At 62.8% G+C, this 14,691-nt stretch carries 20 protein-coding genes; 7 read left to right on the forward strand and 13 right to left on the reverse strand.

Features of this window, described 5'->3' with window-relative positions; translation table 11 throughout:
- The first annotated feature begins 26 nt into the window (after positions 1-26).
- A complete protein-coding gene (gene uxuA / locus DDE76_RS02820) occupies positions 27-1,247 on the forward strand; it encodes a mannonate dehydratase (protein ID WP_104893522.1) in 1,221 nt (406 codons plus the stop codon).
- 2 nt (positions 1,248-1,249) lie between these two features.
- Here the strand turns inward: uxuA and DDE76_RS02825 are convergent, their stop codons facing one another.
- The 5 genes from DDE76_RS02825 to DDE76_RS02845 form a co-directional block, all read right to left on the reverse strand.
- Positions 1,250-2,389: a succinylglutamate desuccinylase/aspartoacylase family protein gene (locus tag DDE76_RS02825; protein WP_104893523.1), complete on the reverse strand. Its 1,140-nt coding sequence runs from the start codon at positions 2,387-2,389 to the stop codon at positions 1,250-1,252.
- Positions 2,390-2,393: 4 nt separating this feature from the next.
- Positions 2,394-3,128, reverse strand: a complete 735-nt coding sequence (locus DDE76_RS02830) for an ABC transporter permease subunit (protein ID WP_104893524.1) — start codon at positions 3,126-3,128, stop codon at positions 2,394-2,396.
- The gene (locus DDE76_RS02835) at positions 3,128-3,940 is read right to left on the reverse strand and encodes an ABC transporter permease subunit (protein ID WP_104893525.1); all 813 of its coding nucleotides are present in this window, start codon (positions 3,938-3,940) and stop codon (positions 3,128-3,130) included. Before DDE76_RS02835 ends, DDE76_RS02830 begins: the two co-directional genes overlap by 1 nt.
- 60 nt (positions 3,941-4,000) lie before the next feature.
- Entirely contained in the window at positions 4,001-4,753 is a 753-nt protein-coding gene (locus DDE76_RS02840; protein ID WP_104893526.1) for a transporter substrate-binding domain-containing protein, read from the reverse strand.
- A gap of 67 nt (positions 4,754-4,820) precedes the next feature.
- Positions 4,821-5,618: an ABC transporter ATP-binding protein gene (locus tag DDE76_RS02845; protein WP_104893527.1), complete on the reverse strand. Its 798-nt coding sequence runs from the start codon at positions 5,616-5,618 to the stop codon at positions 4,821-4,823.
- A 151-nt stretch (positions 5,619-5,769) separates the two neighbouring features.
- Here DDE76_RS02845 and DDE76_RS02850 point away from each other — a divergent pair, with 151 nt between their 5' ends.
- Positions 5,770-6,558 carry a YdcF family protein gene (locus DDE76_RS02850; protein WP_104893528.1) on the forward strand — a complete coding sequence of 263 codons (789 nt, stop codon included), beginning with the start codon at positions 5,770-5,772 and terminating at the stop codon, positions 6,556-6,558.
- Positions 6,559-6,614: 56 nt separating this feature from the next.
- Here the strand turns inward: DDE76_RS02850 and DDE76_RS02855 are convergent, their stop codons facing one another.
- Entirely contained in the window at positions 6,615-6,782 is a 168-nt protein-coding gene (locus tag DDE76_RS02855) for a DUF1328 domain-containing protein (protein ID WP_104894937.1), read from the reverse strand.
- 115 nt (positions 6,783-6,897) lie between these two features.
- On the reverse strand, positions 6,898-7,692 hold the full coding sequence (locus DDE76_RS02860; protein ID WP_104893529.1) for a response regulator: 795 nt from the start codon (positions 7,690-7,692) through the stop codon (positions 6,898-6,900).
- Positions 7,693-7,870: 178 nt separating this feature from the next.
- Here DDE76_RS02860 and DDE76_RS02865 point away from each other — a divergent pair, with 178 nt between their 5' ends.
- The gene (locus DDE76_RS02865; protein ID WP_425430613.1) at positions 7,871-8,074 is read left to right on the forward strand and encodes a NepR family anti-sigma factor; all 204 of its coding nucleotides are present in this window, start codon (positions 7,871-7,873) and stop codon (positions 8,072-8,074) included.
- A 4-nt stretch (positions 8,075-8,078) separates the two neighbouring features.
- Positions 8,079-8,633 (forward strand): RNA polymerase sigma factor, encoded by a 555-nt coding sequence (locus tag DDE76_RS02870; protein WP_104893531.1) that lies wholly within the window; start codon positions 8,079-8,081, stop codon positions 8,631-8,633.
- On the opposite strand, the gene DDE76_RS02875 is transcribed toward DDE76_RS02870, so the two are convergent.
- Entirely contained in the window at positions 8,621-8,989 is a 369-nt protein-coding gene (locus DDE76_RS02875) for a response regulator (protein ID WP_104893532.1), read from the reverse strand. The two genes, DDE76_RS02870 and DDE76_RS02875, sit on opposite strands and share 13 nt — an antisense overlap.
- A gap of 141 nt (positions 8,990-9,130) precedes the next feature.
- On the opposite strand from DDE76_RS02875, the gene DDE76_RS02880 reads away from it, so the two are divergent.
- From DDE76_RS02880 to DDE76_RS02890, 3 genes are all read left to right on the forward strand, one after another.
- Positions 9,131-9,889, forward strand: a complete 759-nt coding sequence (locus DDE76_RS02880) for a Crp/Fnr family transcriptional regulator (protein ID WP_245891777.1) — start codon at positions 9,131-9,133, stop codon at positions 9,887-9,889.
- A gap of 77 nt (positions 9,890-9,966) precedes the next feature.
- On the forward strand, positions 9,967-11,445 hold the full coding sequence (locus tag DDE76_RS02885; RefSeq protein ID WP_158672409.1) for a sensor histidine kinase: 1,479 nt from the start codon (positions 9,967-9,969) through the stop codon (positions 11,443-11,445).
- Positions 11,405-12,307 (forward strand): diacylglycerol/lipid kinase family protein, encoded by a 903-nt coding sequence (locus tag DDE76_RS02890; protein ID WP_157955635.1) that lies wholly within the window; start codon positions 11,405-11,407, stop codon positions 12,305-12,307. Before DDE76_RS02885 ends, DDE76_RS02890 begins: the two co-directional genes overlap by 41 nt.
- Before the next feature lie 10 nt (positions 12,308-12,317).
- Here the strand turns inward: DDE76_RS02890 and DDE76_RS02895 are convergent, their stop codons facing one another.
- The 5 genes from DDE76_RS02895 to DDE76_RS02910 form a co-directional block, all read right to left on the reverse strand.
- Positions 12,318-12,755, reverse strand: coding sequence for a hypothetical protein (locus DDE76_RS02895; RefSeq protein WP_104893535.1), 438 nt, complete (start codon positions 12,753-12,755; stop codon positions 12,318-12,320).
- A 2-nt stretch (positions 12,756-12,757) separates the two neighbouring features.
- Positions 12,758-13,126 (reverse strand): ElaB/YgaM/YqjD family protein, encoded by a 369-nt coding sequence (locus DDE76_RS02900; RefSeq protein WP_104893536.1) that lies wholly within the window; start codon positions 13,124-13,126, stop codon positions 12,758-12,760.
- Between the two features lie 210 nt (positions 13,127-13,336).
- Positions 13,337-13,489 carry a DUF3309 family protein gene (locus DDE76_RS02905; RefSeq protein WP_104893537.1) on the reverse strand — a complete coding sequence of 51 codons (153 nt, stop codon included), beginning with the start codon at positions 13,487-13,489 and terminating at the stop codon, positions 13,337-13,339.
- Positions 13,490-13,533: 44 nt separating this feature from the next.
- Positions 13,534-13,704: a hypothetical protein gene (locus DDE76_RS19475; RefSeq protein WP_157290443.1), complete on the reverse strand. Its 171-nt coding sequence runs from the start codon at positions 13,702-13,704 to the stop codon at positions 13,534-13,536.
- Between the two features lie 105 nt (positions 13,705-13,809).
- A complete protein-coding gene (locus DDE76_RS02910) occupies positions 13,810-14,688 on the reverse strand; it encodes a transglutaminase family protein (RefSeq protein ID WP_104893538.1) in 879 nt (292 codons plus the stop codon).
- Positions 14,689-14,691: the final 3 nt, after the last annotated feature.

Raw genomic sequence — 14,691 nt, forward strand, 5'->3', positions numbered from 1 at the left:
CTTCCATACAAGAATGGAGTTTTGACTTGCGACAGACGTGGCGGTGGTTCGGCCCCAAGGACCTGACCAGTATTGACGATATTACCCAGGCCGGCGCCGCCGGTGTCGTGAGTGCCCTGCATCACGTGCCCAATGGCGTGGTCTGGACGCCTGAGGAAATCGCCAGGCGCCACCGAGAGATCGCTACGCGCAAGGATGGCTCGGCTTCGGGTCTGACCTGGGATGTGGTGGAAAGCCTGCCGGTCACCGAAGACATCAAGAAGCAGAAGGGCGATTGGCGGGAGCATATCGCCAACTACAAGATCTCGATGAAGCACCTCGCCGACAGCGGCATCGAAACCATCTGCTACAATTTCATGCCGGTGCTCGACTGGACCCGCACCGACCTGCGCTGGACGGTGCCGAATGGCGGCTCCTGCATGCGTTTCGACATCAACGACTTCGCGGCATTCGATATCCACATTCTGCAACGCCCCGGCGCTCCGGCCGATTTCACCAATGCCATAGCCGACGAGGCGGGACGGCGCTTTGCGACGATGAGCGAGGACGAGAAGAAGCAGCTGGGGCGCAATGTCACCATGGGCCTGCCCGGCTCGACAGAGTCCATGTCGCTTGAGGACGTGCAGGCGCATCTGGATGAATATGGCGCCATCAGCCGCGAGCAATTGCGGGTGCACTTCATCGATTTCCTTGAGGAGGTGGTGCCCGTAGCTGAGGATCTGGGCCTACGGCTCTGCTGCCACCCTGACGATCCGCCATTCGCGCTGCTCGGATTACCGCGCATCATGTCGACCGAGGATGACTACAGATACATTCTCGATGCGGTCGACAGCCCCGCCAATGGCATGACGCTGTGCTCCGGTTCGCTCGGTGCGCGGCCGGACAACGACTTGCCCGGCATGATGGAGCGTTTTGGCCCCAAGGTGCACTTCCTGCACCTGCGCAACGTCAAGCGCGACAATGACGATATTGTCGGCTCGTTCTTCGAAGCCGAGCATCTGGGCGGGGACACCGACATGGTGGCGCTGATCGCCGCCATTCTCACCGAGGAACGGCGCCGCAAGGCCGAAGGCCGTGCTGATTGGGAGATTCCGATGCGGCCCGATCACGGCCAGGACATCCTGGACGATCTCGGCCGCCGCTCGCAGCCGGGCTACCCGACGATCGGACGCATGAAGGGCCTGGCCGAACTGCGCGGCGTGATGACCGCGCTCGATCATGCGCAATGGGGACTGGCGCGCGCCTAGCGTCAGTCCTCCAGCAGATAGCCGCCTGCGCGTGCGGGCAGAATGTCGCTGCCCACGATCTTGGCTACAGAAGACCCGGGCACGACATATTTGGCGCTTGCACGGGAGAGGATGAAACCGTCCGTGCCGGCCCGCAGCGGCGTGCGCGCGAGGAAGGCTTCCGGCCCATCCATGGCGATGATATCGGCGACGACGTCACCCTTGTTCACCCGGTCCGCGAGCTTCACGCGATAGGCCAGAAGGCCGGGGCGGTCGGCGCGCAGCACTTCGGTGGCTTCGAACGGGGTCGGGCCCGGTGCGGGGCTGGCGGGTGCGGGGCTTGTGTCGATTAAGCCGCGACCGGCAAAGAAGTCGAACAGCCCCTGGGCGTCTTCGCGGCCGAGATCATCATGCGTATCGGCCTGGCCGCGATATTCCAGCGTCGCTGTTTCGGCGCCCATCGGGATTGGGAAGTCCGAATTGGCGCGCTGGGCCTTGCGATAGAGGTTGGGCAAGACCTCATCGAACGAGCCGCCACCGCTGTCTTCGGCGGTCAGCGTCGCCGCCACCTGCATGCGGTCGGCCAGATCCTGCAGGCCGGGCATCAGGTCGGGCGAGGTGAAGATGTGTTTCAGGCTCTCATCGTCGCAATGCAGGTCCAGCATGATATCGGCATCATGGGCAGCTTTCAGGATCAGCAAGCGCAAGTGCTGGGCGGCGGTCGTTGGTTTCTGCCGGTCGATCCAGGCGCCGACGGCCTGACGGATGGTCCGCAGGTTTGCTTTCGCATCATCGGTGAACTTGCCGGCGACGGCCTCGGCGATCAGCGGATAGAGATCGGGCCAGCGGCGGTTGAAATTGACGCCGGTTTCCAGGTCGTAACGGCCGATATGGCGGCGCAGCACGCGGGTGGCCAGGCCCAGCGGATTGACCGAGGGAAAGACCACGAAGCGCGCCTTGAGCGTGCCGGCGGCGTCGGCATCGCGCAGCATGGGCAGCAGATGGTGCAGCGCCATCGTCCCAGGCTGTTCGTCGGCGTGCAGGGCGGCCTGCAGATAGATCTTGGTTTCGGCGGCCTCGGGTCCGGCGGTGTACCAATAGAGCGTGGTCGAATGGCCGGGCGCATCGCCGGCCAGCACGGTCGAGTGCTGCTGAAATGTCATTGTTTTAGCGGAACCATTTTGGGGCAAAATGCAGGCCCGGCTGGGCCGGCAGATGGCGCATCAGGCGCTGATAGACCAGGCCGAACAGGAAGAACACCACCAGCGAGACCACGAGGAAGTAGAGCGCGGCCACCGAGAAATGCAGGAATGCATTGAAATCGCGCTCGAACAGGGTCTTGGCGGTAATCATCAGGTCAGCCTGCGGCCCGACCACGGGCAGGGCAAAATAGACGATGGCCGTGGCGTGAAACAGGAACACCACCTCATTGGTATAGGCCGGCCAGGCCAGCCGGATGAGATTGGGCCAGACCACCCGGCGGAATTGCTGGGACCGGCTCATGCCATAGGCCCTGGCGGCCTCGACAGCGCCACGCGGCACGGCGCGCAGCGCGCCGTAGAAGATCTCGGCGGTATAGGCGGCAGTGTTGAGCACCAGCACCAGCGGCCCCATAAACAGGGGATGCAGCACGAAGCCGGAAATGCCGAGCGGCCGCCACACGGTCAGGTTGAGCGAAAGCGCCAGCGAATAGAACATGAAAAACTGGATGAACAGCGGCGAGCCGCGAAAGGCGTAGATATAGCCGCGCGACAGGGCGTTGATCAGCGGGTTGGACGAGGCCTTGCCCAGCGCCAGGAACACCGCCATGACAAAGCCGAGCGGGATCGAGGCCATGGCGAAGTAGATGTTGAACACCACTGCCGGGGCCATGACGGCCAGATCGTTGAAGAACGCATCCATCAGGCCGGCACCTCGGAGAGGATGCCGCGCCCGGTGCGGCGCATCAGATATTCGAAGGCGCGCTCGGACAGCCAGGTGACCAGGATATAGAAGACGAACAGCACCAGATAATAGCGCCAGCGCCAGTCGTCATGCACAAGGCCCACCGTGGGCAGGAAATTTGGCGCGCCGAGCCGGTCGGCCCAGAGCACGATATCGGCGATCTGCAGCAGCGAGAGTAGTGAGGTCGCCTTGACGATCAGCATCCACACATTGGAGAGCCCTGGCAGGGCATAGACCCACATCTGGCGGATATGCACGCGCCAGAGCACTTGGGCAGCGCTCATGCCATAGGCCCGCGCGGCTTCGAGCTGACCGGCCGGAACGGCGCGCATGGCGCCATGAATGACATTGGTGGCAAAGGCGCCATAGACCAGCCCCAGCGAGACGCTGGCGAGCAGGAGGTACTCGGTGGTGCCGAGGAACCAGTTGGCCTCGCGGCAGGGCGGCCAGGGGGCCGTCTGGGCGGCAATGGCTTCGGGCGAGCAGACCTGGGTGGACACCAGCCATTCCACGCCCTGCTCGAAGGCCAGGGGGAAGAAGAGAAAGAACAGCACGTCAGGCACGCCGCGCACGATGGACGAATAGGTCGAGCCGACGAGGCGCAGCACGAAGAAGCGCGAATTTTTCAGTGTGGCGCCGGTCAGGCCGAACACCACGGCCAGGGCGCCGCCGAGCAGGGCGGCATAGATCGTGAACTGGAAGCTGGCGTACCAGGTCAGATGCTTGCCATTGGTGATGTAGCTGAGCCAGAAGGCGAGGTCTTCGGTCATGCCGCTCTTTCGCGGTTGGTTGCCTCCCCCGGACGGGCCGGGAGAGGCGCGATGCGCGTTTTACTCGGCGAAGAACGGACCCATGCCGTCGAACCACTGGGCAATCAGGGCGTCCACGGTGCCATCGGCCTTGAGCGAGGCCAGGGCCTCGTCAACAGTTGCCTTGAGTTCAGCGTCTTCCTTGCGCACGCCGGCACCCACGCCGCCGCCGATCATCACGTCTTCACCCACGAATTCCAGCGCGCCGTTCGAGGCGGTTACGACGGGCTCAAGATAGGCGCCGTCGGCCAGGATGGTGTCGAGATTGCCGGCGGCCAGGTCGGCCATGGCCTGGTCAGCGGTCGAGAAGGTGACGATGGTGTTGGCGCCGCCCAGGTTCTCCTCGGCATAGCCGGCCTGGATGGTGCCACCCTGCACGCCGACGCGCGCGCCGGACAGGGCCGAAAAGTCCAGACCGGCGCCGGCAGCGGCGACGAACTTGGACGGATCGGGCGGGAAGTAGTTGGCGGAAAAATCGATGGTTTCAAGGCGTTCATCGGTGATCGACATGCCGGCCATGATCAGGTCGTAGTTGCCGGCCAACAGGTTCGGGATGATGGAATCCCAGTCATTGATGATCCACTCGCAGCTCAGCTCTGCGGTTTCGCAGATGGCATTGCCCAGATCGATCTCGAAGCCGGCGGGTTCGCCGGCGTCGTTGAGGAAGTTCCAGGGCGCATAGGCGCCTTCAGTGGCGATGCGGACAGTGTCCTGGGCGAAGGCGGGGGTGGCGAGGGCCAGAACGGCGGCCGCTGCCAGCATAGTCTTTTTCATTCTCGTTCTCCGTTTGCTTGTTCGTGTTGTCATTGCGCCCGGTTTTCCGGGTCGTTTTCCATGCAGGTCAGTCGTGGCTGGCCGCATTGAGAAATTGTTTGAGACGGGCCGATTTGGTCGCGCCGAACACCTCGTCGGGCGCACCTTCCTCCTCGATCAGTCCCTGATGCAGAAAGATCACCCGGTCGGATACCGAGCGGGCAAAATCCATATCATGGGTCACCAGCACCATGGTCCGGCCCTCGTCGGCCAGTAACTTGATGACGCGCAGCACCTCCACTTCAAGCTCGGGGTCGAGCGCGGAGGTGGGTTCGTCAAACAGCATGACGCGCGGATTGATGCAGAGGGCGCGGGCAATGGCGGCGCGCTGCTGCTGGCCGCCGGAGAGCTGGGCGGGATAGGCATCGGCCTTGGCGCCAATGCCGACCTTGTCCAGCATGGCGCGGGCTTCCGCTTCCACCTCTGGCCGGGCGCGCTTTTGCACCACCAGCGGCGCTTCCATGACGTTTTCCAGAATGGTCATGTGCGCCCAGAGGTTGAACGACTGGAACACCATGCCCAGCTCTGAGCGGATGCGGCGGATCTGGTGTTCGTCGCCAATGCTGCGGCCCTGGCCATTGCCCTTGAGCACAATGGCTTCGCCGTCAATCAATACATCCCCGCTATCGGGGATCTCGAGCATGTTGATACAGCGCAGCAGCGTGGATTTGCCTGATCCGGAAGACCCGATAAGGGAGACGACCTGCCCCTCGCGCGCGGTAAAGGAAATGCCCTTGAGCACTTCCAGGGCGCCGAAGGACTTGTGAAGTTCGCGCAGTTCGACGACCGGCGATGGCTCCGCTTTTGCGGGCGCTGCCTGCTTCATGCTCACCATTGGCCCGTTCCCGGGCGCTTCCTGACTGGCGACTGCCTTATTATTCGATTGGCAATCTTGACCGTCTGGTAGAAAACCAGAAGCCAGTGAGATAGCAAGCGAAAAAGCGGGTTTTGCCCGCACCGTGCAAGGTAGGGTGGGCATGTTCTTTGTTGTCTCGAAGCTGTTCTGGCTGGTGGCGCAGCCCATCAGCATCGTGCTTTTGCTGATGCTGATGGCCGGTGTTCTGATTGCATTCGGACGCCGCTGGTTTGCCCTGACCGCCTTGTCCCTGGCCGTGTTGCTGCTTGGCCTTACCAGCCTGACCAATATCGGCGGGATCATGATCCGACCGCTGGAAGACCGGTTTGCGGTGCCGGCAATGCCTGAGCGCGTCGATGCCATCGTGATGCTCGGTGGTGCGACCGTCTCCAGCGTCAGCGGGGTCCGGCAGACCGTGGCGATGAATGATGCCGGGGAGCGGTTGTCCACCACGCTATGGCTGGCGCAGCGCTTTCCGCAAGCGCGCATCGTCCTGTCCGGTGGCGGCGGTGTGCTGGGCGGGCTGGGTGAGAGCGAGGCGGAAACGGCGCGCCGCTTCTTTGTGGCGCTGGGGATCGAGAGCGATCGTCTGGTGCTAGAGCCGGAGTCCCGCAACACGGCCGAGAATGCGCGGTTCACCCGGGAGTTGCTCGCCGAAGGCGGCAATACTGTCGCGCTGGTCACATCGGCCTTTCACATGCCGCGATCGGTCGGCCTGTTTCGCGCCCAGGGAGTGCGGGTGCTGCCTTGGCCCACGGATTACCGCAGCACCGGCACAGAGCAGTTCGGTCTTGATCTGGCCGATCTGGGCGGCAATCTCACCATTGCATCGACTGCCATGCGCGAGTGGATCGGGCTGACCGTCTATTGGGCGACGGGCCAGATCGAGAGCTGGTTTCCAGAACCCTGAAACAGAAGCGGCGCCCCAAGGGACGCCGCTTTTTCTGTCAATATCGCCTGAAAGTCCTATGTGCCCCTGCGGAACAGCCCGACCACGAGAGAAATCACGAGGAAGGCGAGGAACAGGAAGAACAGGATCTGCGCGATACCAGCCGAGGCGCCGGCAATGCCACCAAAGCCCAGCACGCCGGCGATCAGCGCGATTACCAGAAAAACCAGTGCATAATACAGCATGGGAAACTCCATGTTTTGATACTTGCACAAACAACGCCGCCGCTCACCGCAAGTTCCGCACGCAAAGAAAAAGGCCGGGACGAGCCGGCCTTTTCCGCAATCGTATGTAGCTGGATCAGGCCGCGGCGCGCGAGCCTTCATCGAAGAACAGCGCCTGGCTGATCAGGGCTTTCACCATGTCGGGATTGAACGGCTTGGTGACCAGGAATGTCGGTTCGGGCCGCTCCCCGGTCAGCAGCCGCTCGGGGAAAGCAGTGATGAAGATCACCGGCACCGAGTGATTGTTGAGAATGTCGTTGACCGCATCGATGCCCGAGCTGCCGTCGGCAAGCTGGATGTCGGCCAGGATCATGCGGGGCTGGGTCTGCGCAAACAGGCTCAGGGCTTCCTTGTGGGTGCGGGCAATGCTGACCACCTTGTGGCCGAGGCTCTGAACCATCTGCTCGATATCCATGGCGATCAGCGGTTCATCTTCGATGATCATGATCTCGGTGGCCACCTGGCGGGAAATGTCGGTGGACGCCTGGTCGAGCAGGTCGGCGAATTCATCCTCGCTGGTCGAGAGGATCTCGGCGGCCTGGGCATGGTTGAAGCCTTCAACCGCAACCAGCAGGAATGCCTGGCGGGGCAGGGGCGCCAGATTGGCCAAATTGGCGGCGGCGCGCTGTTCCCAGGCAAAATTCGAAGCCGGCTCCGGCACTTTCACCGCAGAGGATGAAAACAGTGCCGAGAACAGCTTGTAGAGCGCAATGCGGTCATTGCTGGCTTCGGGAAACAGGGAGATATCGGCGATCAGCGCTTCGAGCGTGGCGGCGACATAGGCGTCGCCTGAGGTCTGCGAACCGGTGACGGCGCGAGAAAAACGCCGCAGGTAGGGCAGATGCGGTGCGATCCGCGTGGACAAGGACATAGACGAAAACTCCCGGGTGACGCTTGTTGTACTGTACCTCACGATGGCCCAAAACGTGTGTTGCCGAGAAAAGTTCCGGCAGTTTGGAACTTTTGCACCTCTCCGGGCATTTGGGCCACGGTACAGCGCGATAAATCAAGACTGAACGGTCAAATTCGGAATGAAGAAGGATAATCTGGTGACGCAGCAACGTGTGCGCATGCAGGCGGAGCGGGCGGACGATGGGCTCGGTCCGACCTCGGATATCGGGTCGCGTCTGCGCGCCCTTTATGGAGCGGTTCAGGACGAAGGCGTCCCCGACCAGCTTCTCGACCTGCTCGAAAAGCTCGACAGCGCCGAACAGGCACAGAGCGACAAGTCGTCCAATCGCGGTGGGGAGTAACGGCATGAATGCCGAGGGAACTTCCTTCAAGCGCGAGATGCTTGCGACCCTGCCCAGTCTGCGCGCCTTTGCGGTGTCGCTGACCGGCAAGCATGACAAGGCCGATGACCTGGTGCAGGACACCGTGATGAAGGCCTGGGCCAAGCAGTCCAGCTTCGAGATGGGCACCAATATCAAGGCCTGGCTATTCACGATCCTGCGCAACGAGTTCTACAGCCAGATGCGCAAGCGCGGGCGCGAGGTGCAGGACACCGACGGCGCCTTTACCGAGCGTCTTTCCGTGCATCCTTCGCAATATGGCTCAATGGATCTCGAAGACTTCAAGGCAGCGCTTTCCGAGCTGCCGGATGACCAGCGTGAAGCCATCATCCTGATCGGCGCTTCGGGCTTTTCCTATGAAGAGGCGGCCTCGATCTGCGAATGCGCCGTTGGCACCATGAAAAGCCGGGTCAGCCGTGCCCGTACGCGTCTGACCGAGCTGCTCAAGGTGAGTGGCGAGTCCGATTATGGTCCCGATGCCGTCTCTGCGCAGGTGACGTCAGGCAATCACGGCTTCTGAGCGAGGCGGACCTTTATGGCTTCGGCCAGGTCCGCATCGGGCAATGGCTTGAGCAAGATAGGGGTGTCGGGCAGGCCCGGCACACCCTGTGCGCGCAGGTCATCGGCGCTGATGCCGATAACGGCCACTCCGCTGTGCGCCAATTGTTGGGCAAACGCGATCAGTTCGGGCTTGTCGGTTTCGATCTCGACAATGGCGAGCGCTGCGGATGTCCAGTCAGGCATGTGCCGGTTGGCTTCGTCAGGGCTGCGCGCCAGAACGACATGAGAGGCCCCCATGGCCTGCAGGGCGCTTTGTATTCCCAATGCGATGATGAATTCGGTCTCGAGGACGAGAACCGTTCGGCCGTTCAGCATGGGTGTGCTTTCTGTTGGTGTGTGCCCCCGGCCTCTGATCGGCTCATCTGGCGCCCCTGTCATTTAACTATGACATGTCGGGAACGCTCCTTGCCGACATAGCGTTTGATATCTCGACTTCCAAAAGCGTCAGGAAATCAATTGAGTTTGGTCCTTCCATCTTCCGGGCGACGCGTGTCCTGCGAGCAATGCCCGTTGCGCACGCTGCCAACGTTTCGCGAGTTTTCGGCCGGTGAGCTGAAATTCGTTTCCAGTTTCAAAACCGGCGAAATGACCGCCGAATCCGGAGCCGTCTTCCTGACCGAGGGTGCACATAGCGCGCAATTATTTACCGTGCTGTCGGGCTGGGCGTTCCGCTTCAAGATGCTCGATGACGGGCGGCGGCAGATCCTGAACTATGTGCTGCCCGGCGATCTGGTCGGCTTGCAGGGCTCGGTGATCGGGGAAATGGAACATTCGGTCGAAGCGCTTTCGCCCCTGGTGCTGTGCGTGTTTCAGCGGGATCGGCTCGATGAGTTGTTTGCCAACCACCCTGGCCTTGCCTTTGACGTCACCTGGCTGGCAGCACGCGAGGAGCGGATGCTGGACGATCATCTGCTCAGCCTGGGGCGGCGCACGGCGCTCGAGCGGGCGGCCTATCTCCTGGCGTTCCTGCATGAACGGGCCAAAGCGGTTGGCCTGGGCAAGGGGCAGGGACCGCTTTCGATCCCGCTGACCCAGCAGCATGTTGCCGACACGCTGGGCCTGTCCATCGTTCACACCAACAAGACATTGCGCAAGCTGACGAACAAGGGTCTGATCCGCTGGCTGGGGCGGAGTTGCGAGGTACTCGATGCGGCCGAGCTGGCGCGCCTGGCCGGGTGGGAAGGTCTGGGTGAACCGGTCCGTCCCCTGATTTAGCCATGTCGGCCTCATTGCTGCCATCGCTGGAAAGCATTGCTCGGGCACAGCGGCCGCACCCGGCGCAGGAGCAGGAGATGAGCGTCTTGGTTGACGGGCTCAAAAGTGTCGAGGGACCGCATCTTGTCCGGCGGGGTACGCGACGCCTGGCGGTGTGGGTTTCGCTCGGCCTGGTGTGCCTGGCCGCGGTAGCGGCGCTGATGCTGATGCAGGGCATCGACCGGCAGCTCAATGACATCAACAAGACCCATGCGGTGCGCAATGCCGCGCGCGAGCTGACCCATGCACTGAGCCAGGCCGAGGCCAGCCAGCGCGGTTTTTTGCTGACGGCCGACCCGCAGTTTCTCCAGCCCTATCGAGAAGCGGTCTCAAGCCTGGATCGTCGCGTCGCGGCCCTGATGGAAATGACGACGGATGATCGTGGACAAAGCGACCGCGTGGCCAGCATCACCGGCGACATTTCAAGCAAGATGGCGGAAATGAACCGCACGGTGGAGCTGGTTTCGACGCGGCGCAGTGAAGAGGCCCAGACCCTGACAGAGACCGGCATGGGCGCGCGGCTGATGGCCGAGGTCAGCGCGACGTTGGAAGAGTTCATCGCCGAGGAAGATGCCAAGCTGGCTGATCGCAACCAGCAGATCGATCAGACCCGCACGGGCCTGGTCGCGGCGTTGATTGCCGCGCTCGCTGCGGCGGCGATCCTGGCCTATGCCCTGTTGATGCGCACGCAGAAGCAGGTCAGCGCATTGGCCCAGCGCCATCGCGGGCTGTTGAGCCAGAACGAAGCCTTGGAAGAAGAAGTGGCCGAGCGCACGCGGGATATCGAGGAGGCGCGCGCTCATGCCGAGCGCGAACGCCAGCGGGTGGAAGCCCTGTTGCAGGACACCAATCATCGCATCGGCAATTCGCTGGCCACGGTCTCTTCGCTTCTGGCCTTGCAGGTCATGCGCACCCAGTCGGACGATGTTCGCGCGGCGCTCGAAGCGGCGCGGCTGCGCGTCCATGCGGTGGCCTCGGCCCATCGTCGCCTGCGCCTGGGGGATGACCTTGAAACCGCCAGCGCTGACGAATTCCTCGCCGCGGTTCTCGAGGACCTTGCCGAAACCCAGACCGATGGCGGCCGCATCGCGGTGTGTGGCGACCTGTCGCCCATTGAAGTGAGTGCGCGCGATGCCACGACACTCGGCATCCTGGTCGGTGAGCTGGTGACCAATGCGCTCAAATATGCCTTTCCGGACGCGCGCAGTGGCACCATAACTGTCACCTTGGCGCGCGATGAAGAAGATGTGCCGATGCTTCGTGTCAAGGATGACGGTGTGGGCATGCCGGAGGGTGACGATGCAACCGAATCAGGGCTGGGCTCGGTGATCGTCAAGCAGCTCTCGGGGCAGTTCGGCGGTGAGCCGCACTACGCGCCGGTGGAAGGTGGCGGACTCGAAGTGACAATCAGGCTTCCCGAACTGGGCCGCGCCAGGACGACAAAAAGGATGACGCTCTTTGAAAATCCGGGCCATTTTGAACAAGGACGGCGGGACCCTGCGCACCCTGGATCTTGACGAACTCTGCGCTATGGCGACGGATCTGTTCGCGCGCGAGGGACATGAACTCGACTGCACGATCGTGGCGGGCAAGGATGTCGAAAAGGCCCTCAAGGCCGCTGCCAATGACCCGTCCGTCGAGGCGGTGATAGCCGGTGGCGGTGATGGCACGATTTCGGCGGCGGCGGGCATTGCCTTCAAGAGCAACAAGCCTCTTGGCGTGTTGCCGGCCGGCACGATGAACCTGTTTGCGCGCGCCTTGGGCATGCCCCTGGAGCTGGATCGTGCCTTGACTGCCATTGCGCGCGGGCAAGTCGACCGGATCGACATCGCCACGGCCAATGGCCGGCCTTTTGTACATCAGTTCGGGGTGGGCATTCATGCGCGCCTGGTGCGCATCCGCAATGGCATGGTCTATCGCAGCCGTGTCGGCAAGATGCTGGCCAGCCTGCGCGCCATTCTGGCGGCAGCGGTCAACCCGCCGCGCTTTGAGGTCGAGTTGCATACAGAGAAGGGCGACAGGACCGTGACCGCGACGGGCGTGGCGATCTCCAACAATCCGCTTGACGACAGTCCCGTGCCGGTGGCCACAACGCTCAACTCAGGGCGGCTCGGGGTCTATGTGGCACGCAGTGTTTCCACCCGGGAATTGCTCAACCTGGCGCTCGATGTGATGAGCGGACGCTGGCGCGCCAATCCAGCCGTCAGCGAAACCGAAGTGCGCGATCTGATCCTGCGATTTCCCAAGCGCAAGCGGGGCACCCATGCCGTGGTCGACGGGGAACTGATCGATCTGGAAAATGCCGTGGATCTACAATTGCATCCACTGGCCCTGCCGGTGATCCGGCCGCCCGCAGACATGCGCACCAATGGCCGCTGACACTCGCGCGTCAGGCCTCGCCCCCGTCATCGTTGTCACGCAACAGGGCAATGGCGGCTATGGCTGCGGCAGGCAGCCCGAGGCGCAACAGCATGGGTGATTTGGTCAGCAGTGGCAGGGCGGTGAGCGCGGCGGTGGTGAGGAACGTACTGGTTTCCTTGGCCCTGCGGCGTTCCGCCAGTTCCCGCTGCCGGTGGCTGCGGCCGATCAGCGAGCCCAGATAAACTGCAAGAGCAAGAACCAGAAACGTTCCTGCCAGAATGAGGGCGGCGATGATCGGCCCGACAATGTCGGCCAGTGCCATAAAGCCGGCCGCGATCAGGAAGCCGACGGCAATGGTGCAGAACAGCGCAATCAGCCCCCAGACCAGGGCGGCGGCCTTGGCCTTGGATGCAAGGCCTTCAACCTCCAGCCCCAGCAGGGAAGCGAGCGGCGAAATCAGACCCATAATTAGTGCCGGGTGAGCAGGGCGAAGACGAAGCCGATCCCGGCTGCCGCGGCTACGGCCGTCAATGGCTTTTCGCGGATGGTATCCTTGAGCTGCTTTTCGGCCTGGGTCACCTGGTCCTGTGCGTCGTCCAGCAAGTGCTGGCCGCGGGCCTGCAACTGCTTGACCTCATTGGTCGCCACTGCGCGCGCCTCCCCGACCTTCTCGCCGGAGAGCTTTCCCAGCGTGTCGGAAATCGCCCTGATGTCGGCCTGAAGCTGGGCGACCTGCGCCTCCAGTTCCTGCTCGCGGGTCTCGGTCTTGGCCTTGGCGGCAGCACCACCATTGCCGGCCTTGCGGCGGGAAGGGGCCATATCGGAAGTCGTAGCCATTGGACGCTCCTTGTTGTGTTGTCGGAACAACGCCAGGGACCGGCAGGAGTTCCGCGCGGATTGGGTGAAAAAAGAAGTCCCGACAAGCCCTTGGCCTGTCGGGACAAAAGGTGCGGATCAAAAGGGGGGCGACCATCGATCCGCAAGGGCACAATCCATTTTCAAGGAAACCAGAGGGACCTGGCGTGCCCGTTTGGGTTTATGCGGGGGCTAGATGCGACCCATCAGAACCAGGATCAGCACCACGACCAGAACGACGCCGAGAATACCCGAGGGAAAGTAGCCGAAGCCACGTGAATATCCCCAGGTCGGCAGCGCGCCGATCAGCAAGAGAATAAGAATGATCAGAAGTATCGTACCCATTGAACCCTCCGGGATCTGTTGTTGGCTGGTGCGCCGTTTCGACCCTAGAGAAGGGCGACCAGCAGGGCGGTGGCGGTCGCCAGGATGAGGGAGGCGGGAAGAAGAGCTAGAGCCACTTCGGCGAAGCGCGACTGGTGGTCGTAGAGATCGTCGCTCCAGGTGGCTGCGGTGACCCGGCTGTTGCCATCATGGGTTCTGAACTGGGACTGGTTCATCGTCGTCATCTCCTGCGATCCGGTTTGCCGGACCTTTCCTGGCGGGGCCGCTCGGCCCGCGTGCCAAAAGAACGAGGTGATGACGATTTTGGTTCCGTTGCCGGGTTACTCGACGCGCAGCACGTCCACCGATTGCTTGGTCTCATGCGAGCCATGGGTGCGCAGAACGCCAACAATGGGCGAGATGTCGGAATAGTCGCGCCCATGGCCGATCGAGATATGGTCGGGTCCGGCAATCATGGCATTGGTGGGATCGAACTCGACCCAGCCCAGATGCTGGCCGCACCAGGCCCGCACCCAGGCATGCATGGCGTCGGCCCCTTCAAGGCGCGCCTGCCCTTCCGGCGGATTGGTGCGCAGGAAGCCCGAAACATAGCCGGCTGGAATGCCAAGGCCGCGCAGGCCCGCAATCATCACATGGGCGAAATCCTGGCAGACGCCCTTGCGCAGCTCGAAGGCCTCGGCCGGGCGGGTTTCGACATCGGTCGCCTTGGGGTCATATTTGAAGTCCCTGTGGATCGCCATGCACAGTGCGGTGGCAACGCCCAGCGTTGTGGGCGCGTCCGCCGCCACGGCGCGCGCATAGTCGGTGATCGCCGGAACCATCTGGACACGGGACGAGGCGGCCAGGAAGTGCTGCGGGCTGGTGGACGCCACCGACCAATATTGCCCGATCTCGCGGCAGAGTTGCGCCAGTGGCGGAGACAGGTCTGCGGGCGGCGAGAATTCCTCGATCTGTACACGTGCGGTTAGGCGGATGGTCAGCTTGTCATGCGGTTCGGTCATCGTGATGGCGGTCACCGAATTGCCGAAAAAGTCGAGAAAGCCGCTCTGTCGCGCCGGCGCCGGTTCAATGGCCAGCGAGGACGCAATCACACGCTGCAGGCCCGGCACATTGGCCGGCGCCACGCGAATGTGGTGGCGGCCGCCATGCACGGGGGCGTCATAGTCGTATTCGAGAGCCAGGCGGATATCGTAGAGCATCTG

This window comes from Devosia indica (assembly GCF_003056405.1).
In the GTDB taxonomy this organism is placed as follows: Bacteria; Pseudomonadota; Alphaproteobacteria; order Rhizobiales; family Devosiaceae; genus Devosia; species Devosia indica.

Bases quoted from the DNA above. Each gene is read 5' to 3' on its own strand.
- DDE76_RS02825 (WP_104893523.1), bottom strand. From the start codon at position 2,389: ATGACATTTCAGCAGCACTCGACCGTGCTGGCCGGCGATGCGCCCGGC.
- DDE76_RS02830 (WP_104893524.1), bottom strand. From the start codon at position 3,128: ATGGATGCGTTCTTCAACGATCTGGCCGTCATGGCCCCGGCAGTGGTG.
- DDE76_RS02835 (WP_104893525.1), bottom strand. From the start codon at position 3,940: ATGACCGAAGACCTCGCCTTCTGGCTCAGCTACATCACCAATGGCAAG.
- DDE76_RS02840 (WP_104893526.1), bottom strand. From the start codon at position 4,753: ATGAAAAAGACTATGCTGGCAGCGGCCGCCGTTCTGGCCCTCGCCACC.
- DDE76_RS02845 (WP_104893527.1), bottom strand. From the start codon at position 5,618: ATGAAGCAGGCAGCGCCCGCAAAAGCGGAGCCATCGCCGGTCGTCGAA.
- DDE76_RS02850 (WP_104893528.1), top strand. From the start codon at position 5,770: ATGTTCTTTGTTGTCTCGAAGCTGTTCTGGCTGGTGGCGCAGCCCATC.
- DDE76_RS02855 (WP_104894937.1), bottom strand. From the start codon at position 6,782: ATGCTGTATTATGCACTGGTTTTTCTGGTAATCGCGCTGATCGCCGGC.
- DDE76_RS02860 (WP_104893529.1), bottom strand. From the start codon at position 7,692: ATGTCCTTGTCCACGCGGATCGCACCGCATCTGCCCTACCTGCGGCGT.
- DDE76_RS02870 (WP_104893531.1), top strand. From the start codon at position 8,079: ATGAATGCCGAGGGAACTTCCTTCAAGCGCGAGATGCTTGCGACCCTG.
- DDE76_RS02875 (WP_104893532.1), bottom strand. From the start codon at position 8,989: ATGCTGAACGGCCGAACGGTTCTCGTCCTCGAGACCGAATTCATCATC.
- DDE76_RS02885 (WP_158672409.1), top strand. From the start codon at position 9,967: ATGAGCGTCTTGGTTGACGGGCTCAAAAGTGTCGAGGGACCGCATCTT.
- DDE76_RS02895 (WP_104893535.1), bottom strand. From the start codon at position 12,755: ATGGGTCTGATTTCGCCGCTCGCTTCCCTGCTGGGGCTGGAGGTTGAA.
- DDE76_RS02900 (WP_104893536.1), bottom strand. From the start codon at position 13,126: ATGGCTACGACTTCCGATATGGCCCCTTCCCGCCGCAAGGCCGGCAAT.
- DDE76_RS02905 (WP_104893537.1), bottom strand. From the start codon at position 13,489: ATGGGTACGATACTTCTGATCATTCTTATTCTCTTGCTGATCGGCGCG.
- DDE76_RS19475 (WP_157290443.1), bottom strand. From the start codon at position 13,704: ATGAACCAGTCCCAGTTCAGAACCCATGATGGCAACAGCCGGGTCACC.
- DDE76_RS02910 (WP_104893538.1), bottom strand. From the start codon at position 14,688: ATGCTCTACGATATCCGCCTGGCTCTCGAATACGACTATGACGCCCCC.